Origin of the sequence: Comamonas nitrativorans (assembly GCF_042654765.1) — a bacterium.
Classification (GTDB): Bacteria; Pseudomonadota; Gammaproteobacteria; order Burkholderiales; family Burkholderiaceae_C; genus Comamonas; species Comamonas nitrativorans.
On the sequence record NZ_JBHSEW010000017.1, the window covers coordinates 17,593 to 34,637 of the forward strand.

16 protein-coding genes are annotated in these 17,045 nt (G+C 62.7%); 6 read left to right on the forward strand and 10 right to left on the reverse strand.

From position 1 onward, the window contains the following. Positions 1–399 precede the first annotated feature (399 nt). From ACFO3A_RS14655 to tkt, 3 genes are all read right to left on the reverse strand, one after another. Complete coding sequence (locus ACFO3A_RS14655; protein WP_377727883.1) at positions 400–960, reverse strand: hypothetical protein; 561 nt, start codon at positions 958–960, stop codon at positions 400–402. Between the two features lie 245 nt (positions 961–1,205). Beyond that, positions 1,206–2,207 (reverse strand): type I glyceraldehyde-3-phosphate dehydrogenase, encoded by a 1,002-nt coding sequence (gene gap, locus ACFO3A_RS14660; protein WP_377727888.1) that lies wholly within the window; start codon positions 2,205–2,207, stop codon positions 1,206–1,208. Between the two features lie 58 nt (positions 2,208–2,265). Next, on the reverse strand, positions 2,266–4,287 hold the full coding sequence (tkt, locus tag ACFO3A_RS14665) for a transketolase (RefSeq protein ID WP_377727890.1): 2,022 nt from the start codon (positions 4,285–4,287) through the stop codon (positions 2,266–2,268). 147 nt (positions 4,288–4,434) lie between these two features. Here tkt and ACFO3A_RS14670 point away from each other — a divergent pair, with 147 nt between their 5' ends. The 4 genes from ACFO3A_RS14670 to ACFO3A_RS14685 all read left to right on the forward strand — a co-directional run bounded on the left by ACFO3A_RS14670 (position 4,435) and on the right by ACFO3A_RS14685 (position 7,674). Continuing rightward, entirely contained in the window at positions 4,435–5,187 is a 753-nt protein-coding gene (locus tag ACFO3A_RS14670) for a nucleotidyltransferase family protein (protein WP_377727892.1), read from the forward strand. A 209-nt stretch (positions 5,188–5,396) separates the two neighbouring features. After that, positions 5,397–5,969, forward strand: a complete 573-nt coding sequence (ssb, locus tag ACFO3A_RS14675) for a single-stranded DNA-binding protein (protein WP_377727895.1) — start codon at positions 5,397–5,399, stop codon at positions 5,967–5,969. Positions 5,970–6,094: 125 nt separating this feature from the next. Continuing rightward, positions 6,095–6,517, forward strand: a complete 423-nt coding sequence (locus tag ACFO3A_RS14680) for a hypothetical protein (RefSeq protein ID WP_377727897.1) — start codon at positions 6,095–6,097, stop codon at positions 6,515–6,517. Positions 6,518–6,990: 473 nt separating this feature from the next. Then, positions 6,991–7,674, forward strand: a complete 684-nt coding sequence (locus tag ACFO3A_RS14685; protein ID WP_377727900.1) for a hypothetical protein — start codon at positions 6,991–6,993, stop codon at positions 7,672–7,674. 325 nt (positions 7,675–7,999) lie between these two features. Here ACFO3A_RS14685 and dapB read toward each other — a convergent pair whose 3' ends face one another. Together dapB and ACFO3A_RS14695 are read right to left on the reverse strand one after the other, a co-directional pair. Next, positions 8,000–8,812, reverse strand: coding sequence for a 4-hydroxy-tetrahydrodipicolinate reductase (dapB, locus tag ACFO3A_RS14690; RefSeq protein WP_377727902.1), 813 nt, complete (start codon positions 8,810–8,812; stop codon positions 8,000–8,002). An 18-nt stretch (positions 8,813–8,830) separates the two neighbouring features. Continuing rightward, entirely contained in the window at positions 8,831–9,376 is a 546-nt protein-coding gene (locus ACFO3A_RS14695; RefSeq protein WP_377727905.1) for an outer membrane protein assembly factor BamE, read from the reverse strand. A 135-nt stretch (positions 9,377–9,511) separates the two neighbouring features. On the opposite strand from ACFO3A_RS14695, the gene fur reads away from it, so the two are divergent. Next, entirely contained in the window at positions 9,512–9,931 is a 420-nt protein-coding gene (gene fur, locus ACFO3A_RS14700; RefSeq protein ID WP_377727908.1) for a ferric iron uptake transcriptional regulator, read from the forward strand. Positions 9,932–9,935: 4 nt separating this feature from the next. Here the strand turns inward: fur and hprK are convergent, their stop codons facing one another. Further along, a complete protein-coding gene (gene hprK, locus ACFO3A_RS14705) occupies positions 9,936–10,898 on the reverse strand; it encodes an HPr(Ser) kinase/phosphatase (RefSeq protein ID WP_377727910.1) in 963 nt (320 codons plus the stop codon). Positions 10,899–10,913: 15 nt separating this feature from the next. Beyond that, positions 10,914–11,381: a PTS sugar transporter subunit IIA gene (locus ACFO3A_RS14710; protein WP_377727912.1), complete on the reverse strand. Its 468-nt coding sequence runs from the start codon at positions 11,379–11,381 to the stop codon at positions 10,914–10,916. Between the two features lie 235 nt (positions 11,382–11,616). Here ACFO3A_RS14710 and ACFO3A_RS14715 point away from each other — a divergent pair, with 235 nt between their 5' ends. Continuing rightward, on the forward strand, positions 11,617–12,537 hold the full coding sequence (locus tag ACFO3A_RS14715; protein ID WP_377727915.1) for a phosphoribosylaminoimidazolesuccinocarboxamide synthase: 921 nt from the start codon (positions 11,617–11,619) through the stop codon (positions 12,535–12,537). Positions 12,538–12,644: 107 nt separating this feature from the next. On the opposite strand, the gene holA is transcribed toward ACFO3A_RS14715, so the two are convergent. Genes holA through leuS form a run of 3 tightly spaced genes read right to left on the reverse strand, consistent with a single transcriptional unit; the run spans position 12,645 to position 16,969 of the window. Next, the gene (holA, locus tag ACFO3A_RS14720) at positions 12,645–13,700 is read right to left on the reverse strand and encodes a DNA polymerase III subunit delta (RefSeq protein WP_377727917.1); all 1,056 of its coding nucleotides are present in this window, start codon (positions 13,698–13,700) and stop codon (positions 12,645–12,647) included. Between the two features lie 29 nt (positions 13,701–13,729). Continuing rightward, positions 13,730–14,260 (reverse strand): LPS-assembly lipoprotein LptE, encoded by a 531-nt coding sequence (locus ACFO3A_RS14725; RefSeq protein ID WP_377727919.1) that lies wholly within the window; start codon positions 14,258–14,260, stop codon positions 13,730–13,732. A 3-nt stretch (positions 14,261–14,263) separates the two neighbouring features. Continuing rightward, positions 14,264–16,969 carry a leucine--tRNA ligase gene (gene leuS / locus ACFO3A_RS14730; RefSeq protein ID WP_377727921.1) on the reverse strand — a complete coding sequence of 902 codons (2,706 nt, stop codon included), beginning with the start codon at positions 16,967–16,969 and terminating at the stop codon, positions 14,264–14,266. Between the last annotated feature and the right edge of the window lie 76 nt (positions 16,970–17,045).

The following is a 17,045-nucleotide window of genomic DNA, read 5'->3' on the forward strand; positions in this document are numbered from 1 at the left end:
CTTTTTTGCATAACGTTGGTATGAAAGAGGGTAAAAACCGGGGAATTTGTTGAAATTGCTTAAATTAAAGGCATATTCATGAAAAAAATCTATAAAAAGTTGTTTTTTCTACATATCCGCAGACTTCAGTGCGATTAGCCCTGGCTGCAAAAACAGCTTGCAACGCTATTTTTTCAATAGCTTTCTCCGATCTGTTTTCAATATTTTTCAAAATAAAAGGCAATGGAATTGTTGATTGAAGAGCGGAATAAGCTCCTTTTTTTTAATGAAATCCGGTTCTTGTTTTTTGCCGTGCCCGTTGCGTCCCTGCAGAAAAATCATCTGTCGGGGCACCCTGCGCAATAAAAAAACCGCTGCCAAAAAGGCAGCGGTTTTTGCAGACGGGTAAGGGAAGGGCGATCAGGCCGTTGCCTGTTCTTCCTGCGCTTCCTGGCGCTGGAGGCGCTGCTTGCGCCAGCGCATCCCCAGACCGCCGAGTACGGCCAGCAGCAGGCCTGCGCCCATCATCAGCGGTGCCTCGGCGCTGCTGCGGTCGGCGTCCTGCTGCATGTATTCGGCCATCTGGGCGTAGGGCAGCAGGGGCTCGCCGTCGCCGCTCACCGAATACGCCATGTTGTCGTCGCTGGCGGCGTCGTAGCCGACCTCGATCACCTCGGCATTGGCCATGGCCTGCACGGCGGCTTCGGGCACCAGCGAGGGCAGCTTGATGGTCAACGGCTCGCCGTTTTGCGGCTGGAGGTCGACCTCGTAGTAATAAGACTGGGTTTCACCGCCACGGCGGCGTTTCTTGGTGACCGTGACCTGGCGGGCTTGCTGCACCTCGCCGCTGACCACGGTGAGCGCCGCCTGCTTGGGGATGCCGCCGCCGGTGGCGCTCTGGTAGAGCAGGTAGCCGCCCACCCCCAGCAGGATCAGGCCGATCAGCAGTACGTGGCGTGCATAGCCCAGAATGAAATTCATGGTGTTTTCCCTCTCTTGACATTTTTGTTACAAATAAGCGGCACCACTATACCAGCGGTCTTTGCTATAAAAAAGTAACAAATTTTTCCATATTGACAACACCGTTTACAGAAAAATCCTCCCGCCGCAGGCCGTCGTCACGGCATGAAAAAAGCCAGCGCTCTTGCAAGCACTGGCTTTTCGATTGCTGCCGACTCAGACTGTCTTACCGTCTCACCGGCTCTGACCTGGCATCGGCACTGGTCTTATTTGGCAGCGACGACGCGCACCATTTCCAGGCACTTGTTGGAGTAGCCCCATTCGTTGTCGTACCAGGCAACGACCTTCAGGAAGGTCTTGTCCAGGGCGATGCCGGCTTCGGCGTCGAACACGCTGGTGCAGCTCTCGCCACGGAAGTCGGTGGCCACCACCTTGTCCTGGGTGTAGGCCAGCACGCCTTTCAGGGCGCCTTCGGACTGGGCCTTCATTTCGGCGCAGATTTCGGCGTAATCGGCTTCTTTTTCCAGCTCCACGGTCAGGTCGACCACGGACACGTCCGACGTGGGCACGCGGAAGCTCATGCCGGTGAGCTTTTTGTTCAGCTCGGGGATGACCACGCCCACCGCCTTGGCCGCGCCGGTGCTGCTGGGGATGATGTTTTCCAGAATGCCACGGCCACCGCGCCAGTCTTTGTTGCTGGGGCCGTCCACGGTTTTCTGCGTGGCGGTGGCGGCATGGACGGTGGTCATCAGGCCGCGCTTGATGCCCCATTTGTCGTTCAGCACCTTGGCCACGGGGGCCAGGCAGTTGGTGGTGCAGCTGGCGTTGGAGACGATGTCCTGGCCGGCGTAGGTGGCGTGGTTCACGCCGAAGACGAACATGGGGGTGCTGTCCTTGGACGGGGCGGACATCAGCACCTTCTTGGCGCCGGCAGCGATGTGCTTGCGGGCGCTGGCATCGTCCAGGAACAGGCCGGTGGCTTCGATCACCACGTCGGCGCCGACTTCGTTCCACTTCAGGTTGGCGGGGTCGCGCTCCTGCGTCAGGCGGATGGTCTTGCCATTGACGATCAGGTTGCCGTCCTGCACCGCCACGTCGCCCTTGAAGCGGCCATGCACGCTGTCGTACTTGAGCATGTAGGCCAGGTAGTCCGGTTCCAGCAGGTCGTTGATGCCGACCACTTCGATGTCCGAGAAGTTCTGCACGCACGCGCGGAACACCATGCGGCCAATGCGGCCAAAACCGTTGATACCAATCTTGATAGCCATAGTTGCCTCTACTTTCTGGATAAATGGCGAAAGAAAAAAACGAAACCGGGGGCAGCCGTTACGCCAGCACCTGCTTGACGGTGGCGGCCACGTTGGCGGCGGTGAAGCCGAAATGCTCGAACAGCACCGGCGCGGGGGCCGAGTCGCCAAAGCGGTCGATGCCGACCACGGCGCTGACGCCGTACTTCCACCAGCCATCGCTGCTGCCCATTTCCACGGCGATGCGCGGCACGTCGTCGGGCAGCACGGCGGCCTGCACTTCGTCGCTCTGGCGGTCGAAGACGCTGGTGCTGGGCATGGAAACCACGCGCACGGGGATATTCTCGGCTGCCAGCAGCTGCTGCGCCTGTAGCGCCAGCTGCACTTCCGAGCCGGTGGCGATGATCACGGCCTGCGCCGCGCCGCCTTGCGCTTCGCTCAGCACGTAGGCGCCGTTGGCGATCTGGTCGAGCGCCGCTTCGCTCTTGGCCAGATAGGGCAGGTTCTGGCGCGACAGCAGCAGTGCGGTGGGGCGGTCGGCCTGGGCCAGGGCCAGCGTCCAGGCCACGGCGGTTTCGGCGGTGTCGGCGGGGCGCCACACGTCCAGGCCGGGAATCAGGCGCAGGCTGGCGGCGTGTTCGATGGGCTGGTGCGTGGGGCCGTCTTCGCCCAGGCCGATGGAGTCGTGCGTCAGCACATGCACCACGCGCTGGCGCATCAGCGCGGCCATGCGGATGGCGTTGCGGCTGTAGTCGCTGAACGTCATGAAGGTGCCGCCGTAGGGGATGTAGCCGCCGTGCAGGGCGATGCCGTTCATGATGGCGGCCATGCCGAACTCGCGCACGCCGTAGTTGATGTGGCGGCCGATCCGGCCGTCTTCGGTCTTGACCACGTTGCCGCTGGCATCCACGCGCAGGGCGGGGGTGCTTTTGGTGTTGGTGAGGTTGGAACCGGTCAGGTCGGCGCTGCCGCCCAGCAGTTCGGGCAGGGCGGCGGTCAAGCCTTCCAGCGCCAATTGGCTGGCCTTGCGCGTGGCCACGGTGGCGGCTTCGTCGTGCGCCTGCGAGGCGATTTGCGCGGCGATTTCGGCAAAGTTGGCGGGCAGTTCGCCCTGCATGCGGCGGGTGAAGGCGGCGGCCTGCGCGGGGTAGGCGGCGGCGTAGGCGGCAAAGCGCTCGTTCCAGGCGGCTTCGGCCTTGGCACCGGCGGCCTTGGCATCCCAGGCGGCGTACACGTCGGCGGGGATTTCAAATGGGCCGTGGTTCCAGCCCAGGGCGGCGCGGGTCAGGGCGATTTCTTCGGCACCCAGCGGCTCGCCGTGCGCCTTGGCCGTGCCCGCGCGGTTGGGCGAGCCAAAGCCGATGCTGGTCTTGCAGCAGATCAGCGTGGGCTTGTCCAGGCTCTTTTTCGCCAGGGTGAGGGCGGCGCTGACGGCCTCGGCATCGTGGCCGTCCACGGCGCGGATCACGTTCCAGCCATAGGCAGCAAAACGGGCGGGGGTGTCGTCGCCGAACCAGGGGGTGACCTGCCCGTCGATGCTGATGCCGTTGTCGTCCCACAGGGCGATCAGCTTGTTCAGTTTCCAGGCACCGGCCAGGGCGCAGGCTTCGTGGCTCACGCCTTCCATCAGGCAGCCGTCGCCCAGGAAAACGTAGGTGTGGTGATCGACGATTTCATGGCCGTCGCGGTTGAATTCGGCCGCCAGCAGCTTCTCGGCCAGCGCCATGCCCACGGCGTTGGTGATGCCCTGGCCCAGCGGGCCGGTGGTGGTTTCCACGCCGGGGGTATGTCCCACTTCGGGGTGGCCGGCGGTCTTGCTGCCCAGCTGGCGGAAGTTTTTCAGCTCCTCGATCGGCAGGGCGTAGCCCGTCAGGTGCAAGAGCGCGTAGATCAGCATCGAGCCGTGGCCGTTGGACAGCACGAAGCGGTCGCGGTTGGCCCAGTGCGGGTTGGCCGGGTTGTGCTGCAGATGCTGGCCCCACAGCGCCACGGCCATGTCGGCCATGCCCATGGGGGCGCCGGGATGGCCGGACTTGGCTTGTTGAACAGCGTCCATGGCCAGGGCGCGGATTGCGTTGGCCATCGTCTGGGTGTTTGCCATGGGAGAGAAGCTCCGAGTGGGTGAATGGAAAAACCTCGGATTTTAACGGCCCCGATCGTTCGGGTTTCCACGTGGTTACATTAGTCCCGGCAGGCCGAGGTACTACAGTGGCGGGCTATGCCTGCTCCACACTCTGCACACACTGACATGGCGGCCATGCTGCTGGCCGCCGGACGCGGCGAGCGGATGCGCCCGCTGACCGACCACACCCCCAAGCCGCTGCTGCCCGTGCAGGGCCGCCCCCTGCTCGACTGGCACATTGCCGCCCTGCTGCGCGACGGCGTGCAGCAGGTGCTGGTGAATACCGCCTGGCTGGGCGAGCAGATTCCGCAACACCTGAATGCGGCCTGGCACGGCACCCCGCTGCGCCTGCGCTACTCGCACGAGCAGCAGGACTTCGGCCACGCGCTGGAGACGGCGGGCGGCATTGCCCGCGCCCTGCCGCAACTGCCGCCGGTGTTCTGGCTGGCAGCGGGCGACGTGTTTGTACCGGACTTCGTTTTCAGCGCCGCGGCCCACGCCGCCTTTGCCGCCAGCAGCGATCTGGCCCATGTATGGCTGGTGCCCAACCCGGCGCACCACCCGCAGGGCGACTTCGGCCTGCACGCTGGCCGCGCCCTGAACCTGCCCGAAGACAGCACCGCGCCGCGCTACACCTACAGCACCATCGCGCTATTGAAAGCCGAACTGTTTGCGCCGCCCTGGTGCCCGATGGCGCCGGGCAATCCCGCCGGCGAATCTGCGCCCCTCGGCCCCCTGCTGCGCCGCGCCATGGACGCCGGGCGCGTCGGCGCCAGCCTGTACGCCGGGCGCTGGACGGACGTGGGTACGCCCGAACGGCTGGCAGAGCTTGGTCACGCCTGGCAATACCGCCATGGATCGCCTACACGCCAATGCTAGATAAACCATAGCTGTTTCCGCTGATAAAGTAACGATTTCAATATTAAAATCATCTGAAATCGTTATATATGAATCGGAAACAGCTCATATATTTAAAATAAGCGCCTTGCGTTATGCTGCGCACCTGCGGCCTGCCGGAGGGGCCGTTTCAACGATTTGGCCCAGGCTCCTCCCCTTGAACACCTGGGCTGCAAAAGGAAAAGCTCATCATGGCATCCGTCAATAAAGTCATCCTGGTCGGCAACCTCGGGCGCGACCCCGAAGTGCGCACCTTCCCCAGCGGCGATCAAGTCGCCAACGTCACCATCGCCACCACCGACAAATGGCGCGACAAGAACACTGGCGAAAACCGCGAAGCCACCGAATGGCACCGCGTCGTCTTCAATGGCCGACTCGCTGAAATCGCCGGGCAGTACCTGCGCAAAGGCTCGCAGGTCTACGTCGAAGGCGCGATCCGCACCCGCAAATGGATGGACCAGCAAACCGGCCAGGAGCGCTACGCCACCGAAATCCGCGCCGACACCCTGCAAATGCTCGGTGGCCGCAGCCAGCAGCAAAACGACGGCGGCTACGGCAGCAACGAAGGCTACGGCAACAGCAACTACGCTGCCCCGCAGCGCCAACAGTCCGCGCCGCAATACCAGCAGTCCCAGCAACAGCAACCTGCCCCGCGCCCGGCCCCCGCTGCCGCCCCGATCGCCCCGCCGCCGCCCGCACAACCGGCAGCGCAGCGCCCCACGGCGGGCTTTGACGACTTTGGTGACGACGATATTCCGTTCTAGTTCCTACCTAGGTAAATTATGTTGATTTAGACCCGTCCTCTACTTTGAGTGGCGGGTTTTTATTTGCTCACATTTTATTTTTGTAGTAGCGTCCTGAGAACTAAACCATACAAAAAAGAAATTTGTTGATAGACGAAAAATTTGTTGCTCAGAGAATTGAGTTTCGAAACAGTGAAAGACACTCCCTGTTCCTGAAAGTTGGTGGACTTCCGGTTCATGAGGTCACGCTTTACCTTGGGAAATTTCGCAACAAAGGACGTGCAGCGAACTCGATTCACTTTGTTTGTAGTTGCTTGACGATTCTGTATCGTGAGTTGCAAGAGGCGTGCGTAGACCTGCTTGAAAGACTTTCGACGGGACAATTTCTAACTACTCAAAAATTAGACCGCCTTGTCACTGCTGCACGCTATCGGTCCGAAGACCTTGAAGATGAGTCGGTTGAGGCTAAGACGAATGTCATCGACATCCGTCGCATAGGTGTTCGCCGAAGCCAGAATTCAGCAGAGCGCCAGCCATTGGACGCTCAGATTTACGCATCTCGGCTTTGATACATGGCAGACTTCCTCTCCTACATCTCGGGTTCGTGATCACCTGCTGCCTCGCCTGATTTCGGGCAAGCTCAGCCTGGAGGACGCCGAGCGGGCGGTCGAGAAGTTGCAGCGGTATAGCGATACTATGAGCTGATATGTAGACTGAAATTTTGGAGGACAGTTATGTCGATTGGTCCGGGGAAAATTCGTGTTTTTAGGGCGGATGACAAAGGGGTAAAGAAGTCGAAAAACCTGCCCCATCGTAAATCCAAGTCGCCCAAAGCGAGATTAGCTCCTAAGCCTGAATCACGTGTTTGCAGAGATGAAGGAAAACGCTCGGAGAGGCACGTGGCCGCAAATAACCTAACGGTCTCTCCAGCCAATTCAAATAGACATCAAAAACCAATCAGCAAGAAGCCGGGCAAATCTGCCCTCCCGTGAGTAAACGACCTGAACCGCTTGAGGCCATTAGAGTCAAGCATCAACTCGTTTTGAATGAAAAGCAAAGCGCTCGTCTGGAGGCCCTTTTCAGTGCGCCCAACGCGCTGGCTGCACTGCTCAGCGCCTATCCACAAAGGCTTGTCACACCCTCCGATGCGTCGGTATTTTTGCTGAGTAATCGCAAGGAGCTTGATGCCTACATCAATCCAGACGCTCGGGCGCGTGCCGTGGACCTGCTGACGGAGTTGCTGCTCCAGTGGTCAGGGAGCCCTCCAGACTCCATCGGAATTGACTTCGACGACGTATCGTTGACGCCTGAGCAGAAGGTCTACCTGCCCTTGGATGGCCTTCGAGGCGTGGAGGTGGCTGACCCCATGCAGTTGCTAGGACAGAGGAAAGACAGACTCTTCAAAGCGCCATTCACCTTGTTTGAAGAGGGAAAGAACTTTTTCGTTGCCTTCACCTTGGAGCCAAAGCAGGTCTACAAAAAGCCTGTGCCTGTCGTCAAGCAGAAGGCGCAGAACAACCGCCCGCCGGTAATTACGCTTAAGCTTGGGCAGCCATTGCCATACATCAGCGGCATGAGGCACCAGCCTCGGGAGCCTAGGCAACGAGTGCTGTACTCAAAATACAGCGGCGTATTCCGCGGTGGGCTCAAGACTATGAACTGGGGAGGCCTTTCTGGTTGGGGCGTGAACGGAGGACTTCCCTCATTGGGCAAGCGCAGTCGATGACAAGTCTGCAGAAAAGTTTGCTACCTATACTTTGTCCAACATGGCCATGGGTGGACGTCGACGTGAACGCTTGTGGGTGGTATTCGCTAAATTCAGGAGCCGTTTCCAGTCTCCCAGGCGGGCTTACGACTTGTGCGTGAGGTTCGGAGTTACCTCAAATAGGACATTCACAACCTTTTCTGTTCAGCCTTGGTGTCGCGCTTGCCGGTAACGTGGTTGAGATCACAACATTTTTTAGTGGGCATAACCGTTCTAAGCCGCACCAGCCCACAACAAAAATCCCGCCTTGGTTGCCCAGGCGGGATTTTTTTATGGATGGGAGCGTTTAGCGCAGCCTGAGCACGTCAAACATATCGAACAGCCCCGTGGCTTGCTGCGCCAGAAAGCGCACCGCCTGCACGCTGCCCTCGGCGTAACCGGCGCGGCTGGAGGATTTGTGGCTGATCTCGATGCGCTCGCCCGTGCCGGCAAACAGCACGGTGTGGTCGCCCACGATGTCGCCGCCGCGAATGGTGGCAAAGCCGATGCTGCCGGGCGTGCGGGCGCCGGTGTGGCCGTAGCGCTCGTACACCGCGCGATCCGCCAGGGCGGTGTTTTGTGCGGCGGCAATGACCTCGCCCATCTTCAAGGCCGTGCCCGAGGGGGCATCCACCTTGTGTTTGTGGTGCGCCTCGACGATTTCGATGTCGTAGCCGGGCAGGGCCTGCGCGGCCAGTTCCAGCAATTTCAGCGTGACGTTCACGCCCACGCTCATGTTCGGGGCAAAGACGACGGCGGTTTTTTGCGCCGCTGCGGCAATGGCCGCCTTGCCCGCGTCGTCGAAGCCGGTGGTGCCGATCACGGCTTTCACGCCCAGTTCGGCGCACACCTGCAAGTGGGCCAGCGTGCCTTCGGGGCGGGTGAAATCGATCAAAAAATCGGCCTTGGACAGGGCGCTGCGCAGGTCGGCTTCGATGGCCACGCCGCTGGTCTGGCCCAGGAAGGCGGCGGCGTCCTGGCCCAGGCTGGGGCTGGCGGGCTGGTCAAGGGCGGCGGTCAGCCGACAGTCGGCGCTGGCCTGGATGGCCTCGATCAACATGTGGCCCATGCGGCCACTGGCGCCGGCAACGGCGATGCGAAGGGGAGAAGTGCTGCTCATGGTCGGTCGGGAAAACAATCAGTCGCGCTCAAGCGGCGGGTAGCTGCGCTGGACGGCAGGGGCCGATGTGACCGTGCTGCCGGCCGCGTCCTGGGTGTCGTGGCGGGCGGGGTATTTGGCCAGCTGCTCGGGTGTGGCTTCGAGCTGCGGGATTTTGAGCTTGCCTTTGGGCTTGCTCAGGGAGGCAATGAATTCTTCTTCTGAAGGCATTTCATCGCCTTCTGCGCGGTCGAAGGCATCGCCGTGGAAGAAGACGGCCAGCTTGCGCGTCTGCTCCGGCACGCCCTTGCGCTTCATGGTGAAAACGTATTCCCAACGGTCGGCGTGAAAGACGCTGGTCAGCAGCGGCGAGCCCAGGATCTCGCGCACCTGCTGGCGGCTCATGCCCGGCTGCAGTGCCTGCACCTGCTCCTTGGAGACGAAATTGCCCTGCACCACATCCACCTTGTACGGGGTGATCTTGTGCATGGCGGAACGGGAGGCGTCGCCCATGTTGCCGCAGGCAGCCAGGGCAAAGGGCAGAATCAGGGCCAGAGCGGCGCGACAACGGGCTTGAGCGGACATAGGTAATGAGGGCCGGATATGATGCGCAGATTGTAGTGGCAGCCGCCCTGGCTGGGCGGCTGCGGCGTTACCCCCTCTGGTTTTACAGCGCGGCACAGGTTGCCGGGTCTGTTGTCTTTCGTTTACGGTTACGCGATGAACAATATTGAAAACTTGAAAAGCACCGGTCTGAAGGCCACTTTGCCCCGTTTGAAAATCCTGGAAATTTTCCAGACGGGCAAGCAGCGCCACATGACTGCCGAGGATGTCTTCCGGGTGCTGTTGGACGACCGCTCCGACATCGGTCTGGCCACGGTGTACCGGGTGCTGACGCAGTTCGAGCAGGCGGGCATTTTGCTGCGCAGCAATTTTGAAAGCGGCAAGGCGGTGTACGAGCTGAACGAAGGCCAGCACCACGACCACCTGGTCTGCACGCACTGCGGCAAGGTCGAGGAGTTTTACGACCCCGAGATCGAGAAGCGCCAGCTCCAGGTGGCCGATCGCCTGGGCTGGGCGATTCAGGACCACTCCATGTCGCTGTACGGCGTGTGCGCCGACTGCCGCAAGAAAAAGTAAAGAATCAGGCGTTGCCGCCCATGTCGCGCTCCATGGCGCGGCGGTGGCGTTCGACGAACTCTTCGTAGGTGTCGATGCCGCGCAGCTGCAGGATGGAGTTGCGCACGGCGGCTTCGACCAGCACCGACATGTTGCGCCCGGCCACCACGGGCACGACCACCTTGCGCACGGCCACGCCCAGCACGTCCTGCGTGAGTGGCTCCTGCGGCAGGCGTTCGTAGTCGCGCTCCATGGTTTCCTTGCGCACCAGGTGGACGATGAGTTTCAGGCGCATCTTGCGGCGCACGGCGGTTTCGCCAAAGATGGCGCGGATGTCCAGCAGGCCGATGCCGCGCACTTCCAGCAGGTTGCGCAGCAGTTCGGGGCATTTGCCCTCGATCGTGGCCTGGTTGATGCGGTACAGATCCACCGCGTCGTCGGCCACCAGACCGTGGCCCCGGGTGATCAGCTCCAGTCCCAGCTCGCTTTTGCCCAGGCCGGATTCGCCGGTGATGAGTACCCCCATGCCCAGAATGTCCATGAACACGCCATGCACCGTGGTGCGGTCGGCAAAGTGTTTGGACAGGTAGGCCCGCAGCACGTCGATGACGAAGGCGGCGGCCTCCTGGGTGGCGAACAGCGGAATGTGCGCCCGTTCGCACATGGCGATGAGTTGCGCCGGTGCGGTCTGCCCGTCGGCCAGCACCAGCACGGGCGGTTCCAGACTGGTGATGCGCTGCACGCGGCGTTCGCAATCGGCGTCGGTGGCGTTGGTCAGGTAAGCGATTTCACGCTCGCCCAGTACCTGCAGGCGATAGGGGTGGATGTAGTTCAGGTAGCCGACCAGATCGGCGCCGGAACGGGCCGAGCGCACGGCCATTTCGTCGAAGCGCCGCTCCGGATTGCCGTGGCCGGCGGCCCAGCGCCAGCCCAGCGACTGGCGGAAGGCGTCGAACAGCTTGTCGGCATTGATCGCTTTATGGCGCATGGCTGAAAAGGCGCCTCAGGCGCTGGTCGTTGCCTGCCAGTTGGCGATGATCTGGTGCAGCTCGGTGGCGTTTTGCGTGGTTTTCAGCGCTTCGCGCAATTGGCTGTTGCTGAGCAGTTCGGCGATTTCCGACAGCACTTCCAGGTGCTGCTGCGTGGCCGCTTCGGGCACGAGCAGGAAGATCAGCAGGCTGACGGGTTGCTCGTCCGGCGCGTCGAAGCCGATCGGGCCGGCCAGCTGGAAGACGGCGGCCATGGGGGCTTTCAAGCCCTTGATGCGGCCATGCGGGATGGCCACGCCGTGGCCCAGGCCGGTCGAGCCCAGGCGTTCGCGGGCGAACAGGCTATCGGTAATCAAGGCACGCGACAGGCCGTGCAAGCCTTCAAACAACAGTCCAGCTTCTTCAAAAGCGCGTTTTTTGCTGGTGGCATCCACGCCGACAAGGACTTGGGCGGATGGCAGGATGGAGGCAAGGCGATTCATGGATTACGTCATTGGGTGCTGCACGCGACAAAAAAATGTTGGGCCACTTCACCGAAGCGATGGCCCAAGTGTTAAGGATGTACCTATTTGCGGCTGATTGCAACTGCAAGAGGGATTTCCCCCAACATATGCCCAGAGACTGTGGTTTCTACGCTGCGCCGGTGGTGCGGCGGAGGGGCAATTAGAATGAACGGTTGGCTGTCCGGCCATTTTTTGTTTTCAACGTTTGCGCATTATGACTACGCCTAGCACCCCTGCCTTGCACACCTCGAACATCACCTCCCTGCCGCTGCTGGCGCGTGGCAAGGTGCGTGACAACTACGCCGTGGGGGACGACCGCATTCTCATGGTGGCCAGCGATCGCCTGTCGGCCTTCGACGTCATCATGGGCGAGCCGATTCCCGGCAAGGGCGAGCTGCTCACGCAGATGGCGCTGTTCTGGTTCGACAAGCTGGGCCATATCTGCCCCAACCACCTTACCGGCGAAGCGCCCGAGAGCGTCGTCACGCCGGCCGAAGTGCCCCAGGTGCAGGGCCGCGCCATGCTGGTCAAGCGCCTGAAACCCGTGCTGATCGAGGCGGTGGTGCGCGGCTATCTGGCCGGCAGCGGCTGGAAGGAGTACCAGGAATCGCAGTCCGTCTGCGGCGTGCCCCTGCCTGCCGGGCTGACGAATGCGGCCAAGCTGCCCCAGCCCATCTACACCCCGGCCGCCAAGGCCGAAATGGGCGACCACGACGAGAACATCACGTACGAGCGCACGGTGGAGATGGTGGGCGAGAAACTGGCGGCGCAAATTCGTGACACGGCCATCCGCATCTACCAGGAGGCCGCCGAAATCGCCCTGGCCAAGGGCATGATCATTGCCGACACCAAGTTCGAGTTCGGCCTGACCGAAGACGGCACCCTGGTGCTGATGGACGAGGTGCTGACCCCCGACAGCTCGCGCTACTGGCCGGTGGAGGGCTACGAAGCCGCGCTGGCCGCCGGCGAGAACCCGCCCAGCTACGACAAGCAGTTCGTGCGCGACTGGCTGGAGCAGGCCAAGGTGAACGGCAAGCTGTGGGACAAGAAGGCCCCGGCGCCGCGCCTGTCGCAGGACGTGATCGAGAAAACGGCGGCCAAGTACCGCGAAGCGCTGCAACGGCTCACTGCGTAAAAGCAAAAGTTAGAAAAAGGAGCTGCTTCCGCTGATTACCAAAGGATTTCAGGTATTTTTAATGCTGAAATCCAGGTGAATAAAGCGGAAGAAGCTCCTTTTTTTGTTTATCGCGCCCGCGCCGCCTGGGCCAGTTCGAAGGCCAGCCGGTGCAGCGCCTGCCAGCCGTCCTGCGGCCAGCCGGGCAGGCGCAGGCCCTTGACGATGCCGTCCACCTGGTGCGCCGCCAGCAGCAGCTTGGCCAGGGTGGCCGGGCGCAGCCGGGGCAGCAGCTGGGCGAAGAGCTGTTCCTTCTTGCCCCAGACGCGCAGTTGGCGCAGCACCAGCGGCAGCGGTTCGCCCGCGTCCAGCGCCGTGCGGGCGCGTTGCAGGTTGCGGATGTCTTCGGCCAGCGTCCAATGCACCAGCACTTCGGCCACGCCCTCGGCCTGCAGGCCGTCCAGCATGCGCGTGGTGCGCTCCAGGTCGCCGCCCAGCACGGCTTCGGAGAGTTTGAACACGTCGTAGCGGGCCACGTTGGCGACGGCCTGCGCGATGTGTTCCTGCGTCAATTCCCCGGCGGGGTAGAGCAGGCCGAGCTTTTGCACCTCCTGGTGCGCGGCCAGCAGGTTGCCTTCGACCTGATCGGCAAAAAACGCCAGGCTGCGCTGCCCGGCCTCGCCGCTGGCGACGTGCTGGCCCTGGGCCTTGAGGCGCTGGGCAATCCAGCCGGGCAGCTGTTCGCGCTCGATCGGGTGGACGGGGATGTGGACGCCGTGCGTGTCCAGCGCGGTGAACCAGGCGGTTTTCTTGCTGGCGGCGTCCAGGCGCGGCAGGTGGACGAGGGTCAGCACGTCCTGTGCCTGCCCGGCCTGCTGGGCCAGTTGCGCCAGGGCGGCGCTGCCGTCCTTGCCGCCGGGTTTGCCGCTGGGGATGCGCAGTTCGATGATCTGCCGGTCGGCAAACAGGCTCAGGGCACTGCCGGCGGCCAGCACGCTGCTCCAGTCGAAGTGGGCGCCCTGCACGGTGAACACGCTGCGCTCGGCATACCCGGCAGCGCGGGCGGCGCTGCGGATGGCGTCGGCGGCTTCCTGCAATTGCAGCGGCTCGTCGCCGTGCAGGGTGTAGAGCGGGCGCAGGCCCTTGGCCAGATGGCCCGCCAGTTGGTTCAGCGCCAGTTGCATACGCAGGTCATACGATGGTTACTGGGCGGTCATTGGGCCGCTGGCGGCGGGGGCTGCACCAGCGCCAGGCGGCGCAGCAACTGCTGGGCGATGTCCTGGCGCATGTCGCGCACCAGGCTGGCTTCTTCCTCGTCCTTGGCCAGGGTCAGGGTTTCGCTGTAGCTCATGTCGCGGGTCTGTTCGATCTCGCTGTCTTCGATCCAGACCCGGCCATCCTTGCCGATCAGGCTGAAGCGCACGTACAGGCGCAGTTGCAGCTCGCGCACCTGCCCGGCCACGGTTTTGGCCAGCACCACGCGCTGCTGGCGTTCGCCCAGCAGGCGCAGGGTGACGTCGGCATCCTGGCTGGCCTGCGGGGGCAGCAGCAGTTGCAGGTCGTGGCTGGAGGCGGCGAGCTGGCGCAGCAGCGCCCGGCCCAGTTCGGAGCCTTCGGGCGCCTGCAGGTAGAGCGAGCCGAAGGCGTACTGCGCCCGCCCGCGCAGGGCAAAGCCGCAGCCGGTCAGGCCCAGCAAGGGGGCGCTGGCCAGCAGCGTCAGGAGGCGGCGTTTGGATGCTTGCATGGCCTACACCACGATGTTGATCAGGCGGCCTGGCACGACCACCACTTTTTTCGGCGCGGCGCCCTGCATGTGCTTTTGCGCATCGGCGCTGGCCAGGGCCAGGCGTTCGATTTCGGCCTTGTCGGCGCTGGCGGGCACGCGCACGCTGCCGCGCAGCTTGCCGTTGACTTGCAGCACCAGCTCCAGCTCGTCCTGCTCCAGTGCCTTGGGGTCGACCTGGGGCCAGGCGGCGTCCAGCAGGTCGCCTTGCTTTTTGGCGTAGCCCAGTTCCTGCCACAGCACATGGGTCAGGTGCGGCGTGGCCGGGTACAGCACGCGCAGCAGGATGCCGAAGCTTTCGATGGCGGCAATCTGGCCTTCGGCGCTGTCCAGGCCCTTGAAGCCTTCTAGCGCGTTGAGCATCTTCATCGCGCCGGAGACGACGGTGTTGTATTGCATCCGCTGGTAGTCGTAATCCACCTGCTTCAGCACGGTGTGGACTTCCAGGCGCAGCGCCTTGGCGGGCGCATCGAAGGTGATGTCGTCCAGGCTGTCGGCAGACAGCGCCAGGGCAATGGCGGGCACGTAGTTGATGCCCAGCAGCTTGTGGCCGAAGTTGTAGACGCGGCGCAGAAAGCGGTAGCTGCCTTCGACGGCGGCGTCGTTCCACTCCAGCGTCAGCTCGGGCGGGGCGGTGAACATGGTGTACAGCCGCGCGGTGTCGGCACCGTATTTCTCGATCAGGTGCTGGGGATCGACGCCGTTGTTCTTCGATTTGGACATGGTGCCCACGCCCTCGTAGTCGATGGCGGTGCCCACCGGCAGCAGGCCGTCGCTGCTCTCGGCAGCGTTTTTCAGCTTGGCGCCGACGACCTTGCCGCTGTCGTCCAGCACATGTTCCACGTCGTGCGGCCAGAAGTAGTCCTTGGCGCCCTTGGCGCTCTTGCGGCTGTAGATGTGGTTCAGCACCATGCCCTGCGTCAGCAGCTTGGTGAACGGCTCGTCCACCTTCACCAGCCCCAGGTCACGCATGACCTTGGTCCAGAAACGGGCGTACAGCAGGTGCAGGATGGCGTGTTCGATGCCGCCGATGTACTGATCCATCGGCATCCAGTAGTCCGAACCTGCTCCCACCATGGCATCGTGGTTGTGCGCGTCGCAATAGCGCATGAAGTACCAGGACGAATCGACGAAGGTGTCCATGGTGTCCGTCTCGCGCCGCGCGGGCTTGCCGCAGCAGGGGCAGGTCACGCCAGCGTGGAAGACTTCGGACTTGACCAGCGGGTTGCCGCTGCCGTCCGGCACCAGATCGGGCGGCAGCACCACGGGCAAATCCTGCTCGGGCACGGGCTGCGGGCCGCAATCGGCGCAGTGGATGATGGGAATCGGTGTGCCCCAGTAGCGCTGGCGGCTCACGCCCCAGTCGCGCAGGCGCCAGGTGGTTTTTTTCTCGCCCAGGCCTTTGTCGGCCAGCAGGGCGGCGACCTTGTCGACGGCCTGCGCGTGGTTCAGGCCGTCCAGCACGCCGGAGTTCACGCACACGCATTTCTGCTTGTCGCCGTACCACTCGGCCCAGGCGGCGGTGCTGAAGGTTTCGCCTTCCACGGCCACCACCTGCGCAATGGGCAACCGGTATTTCAGCGCAAAGGCAAAGTCGCGTTCGTCGTGGGCGGGCACGCCCATCACGGCGCCGTCGCCGTAGCTCATCAGCACGTAGTTGCCGACCCATACTTCGACTTGCTGGCCCGTCAGCGGGTGGGTGACGAACAGGCCGGTGGCCATGCCCTCTTTTTCTTTCAGCGCCAGTTCGGCCTCGGTCGTGCCGCCCTTTTTGCATTCCTCGATGAAGGCGGCAAGTTTTTCATTGCCGGCCGCTGCGTGCTGGGCCAGCGGGTGTTCGGGCGCGACGGCGCAGAAGGTCACGCCCATGATGGTGTCGGCGCGGGTGGTGAAGACGTACATCCTGCCGTCTTGAATCAGCTGGCCGCTGCTGTCCTGGATGTCGTGCGTGAAGGCAAAGCGCACGCCGCTGGACTTGCCGATCCAGTTCTCCTGCATCAGCCGCACCTTGTCGGGCCAGCCGGTCAGCGTGGCCTTGTCGCCGCCGACCTGCACGTGGTCGAGCAGCTCCTGCGCGTAGTCGGTGATCTTCAGGTAGTAGCCGGGGATTTCGCGCTTTTCCACCAGGGCGCCGGTGCGCCAGCCGCGCCCGTCGATCACCTGCTCGTTGGCCAGCACGGTCTGGTCGACCGGGTCCCAGTTCACCACCTGGGTTTTGCGGTAGGCAATGCCTTTTTCCAGCATTTTCAGAAACAGCCACTGGTTCCATTTGTAATACTCGGGGTCGCAGGTGGCCACCTCGCGGCTCCAGTCGATGGCCAGGCCCATCGCCTGCATCTGCTTCTTCATGTAGGCAATGTTGTCGTACGTCCACCGGGCGGGCGGCACCTTGTTCTTCAGCGCCGCGTTTTCGGCGGGCAGGCCAAAGGCATCCCAGCCCATGGGCATCAGCACGTTCCAGCCCTGCATGCGCAACTGGCGCGTGAGCATGTCGTTGATGGTGTAGTTGCGCACGTGCCCCATGTGCAGCTTGCCGCTGGGGTAGGGCAGCATGGAGCAGGCGTAGAACTTTTTCCGGTCTTTGTCTTCCGTGACACGGTAGGCATCGTGCATTTGCCAGTGCGTCTGCGCGGCGGATTCGACTTCGAGGTGGTTGTATTTGTCTTGCATGGTCAGGGAGTCAGGGAAGAGGGCGTGGGGCGCGGTAAAGAAAACAGCAGCCGGACGCTGCCAAACCCTGGCATTT

Bases quoted from the DNA above. Each gene is read 5' to 3' on its own strand.
- ACFO3A_RS14655 (WP_377727883.1), bottom strand. From the start codon at position 960: ATGAATTTCATTCTGGGCTATGCACGCCACGTACTGCTGATCGGCCTG.
- gap (WP_377727888.1), bottom strand. From the start codon at position 2,207: ATGGCTATCAAGATTGGTATCAACGGTTTTGGCCGCATTGGCCGCATG.
- tkt (WP_377727890.1), bottom strand. From the start codon at position 4,287: ATGGCAAACACCCAGACGATGGCCAACGCAATCCGCGCCCTGGCCATG.
- ACFO3A_RS14670 (WP_377727892.1), top strand. From the start codon at position 4,435: ATGGCGGCCATGCTGCTGGCCGCCGGACGCGGCGAGCGGATGCGCCCG.
- ssb (WP_377727895.1), top strand. From the start codon at position 5,397: ATGGCATCCGTCAATAAAGTCATCCTGGTCGGCAACCTCGGGCGCGAC.
- dapB (WP_377727902.1), bottom strand. From the start codon at position 8,812: ATGAGCAGCACTTCTCCCCTTCGCATCGCCGTTGCCGGCGCCAGTGGC.
- ACFO3A_RS14695 (WP_377727905.1), bottom strand. From the start codon at position 9,376: ATGTCCGCTCAAGCCCGTTGTCGCGCCGCTCTGGCCCTGATTCTGCCC.
- fur (WP_377727908.1), top strand. From the start codon at position 9,512: ATGAACAATATTGAAAACTTGAAAAGCACCGGTCTGAAGGCCACTTTG.
- hprK (WP_377727910.1), bottom strand. From the start codon at position 10,898: ATGCGCCATAAAGCGATCAATGCCGACAAGCTGTTCGACGCCTTCCGC.
- ACFO3A_RS14710 (WP_377727912.1), bottom strand. From the start codon at position 11,381: ATGAATCGCCTTGCCTCCATCCTGCCATCCGCCCAAGTCCTTGTCGGC.
- ACFO3A_RS14715 (WP_377727915.1), top strand. From the start codon at position 11,617: ATGACTACGCCTAGCACCCCTGCCTTGCACACCTCGAACATCACCTCC.
- holA (WP_377727917.1), bottom strand. From the start codon at position 13,700: ATGCAACTGGCGCTGAACCAACTGGCGGGCCATCTGGCCAAGGGCCTG.
- ACFO3A_RS14725 (WP_377727919.1), bottom strand. From the start codon at position 14,260: ATGCAAGCATCCAAACGCCGCCTCCTGACGCTGCTGGCCAGCGCCCCC.
- leuS (WP_377727921.1), bottom strand. From the start codon at position 16,969: ATGCAAGACAAATACAACCACCTCGAAGTCGAATCCGCCGCGCAGACG.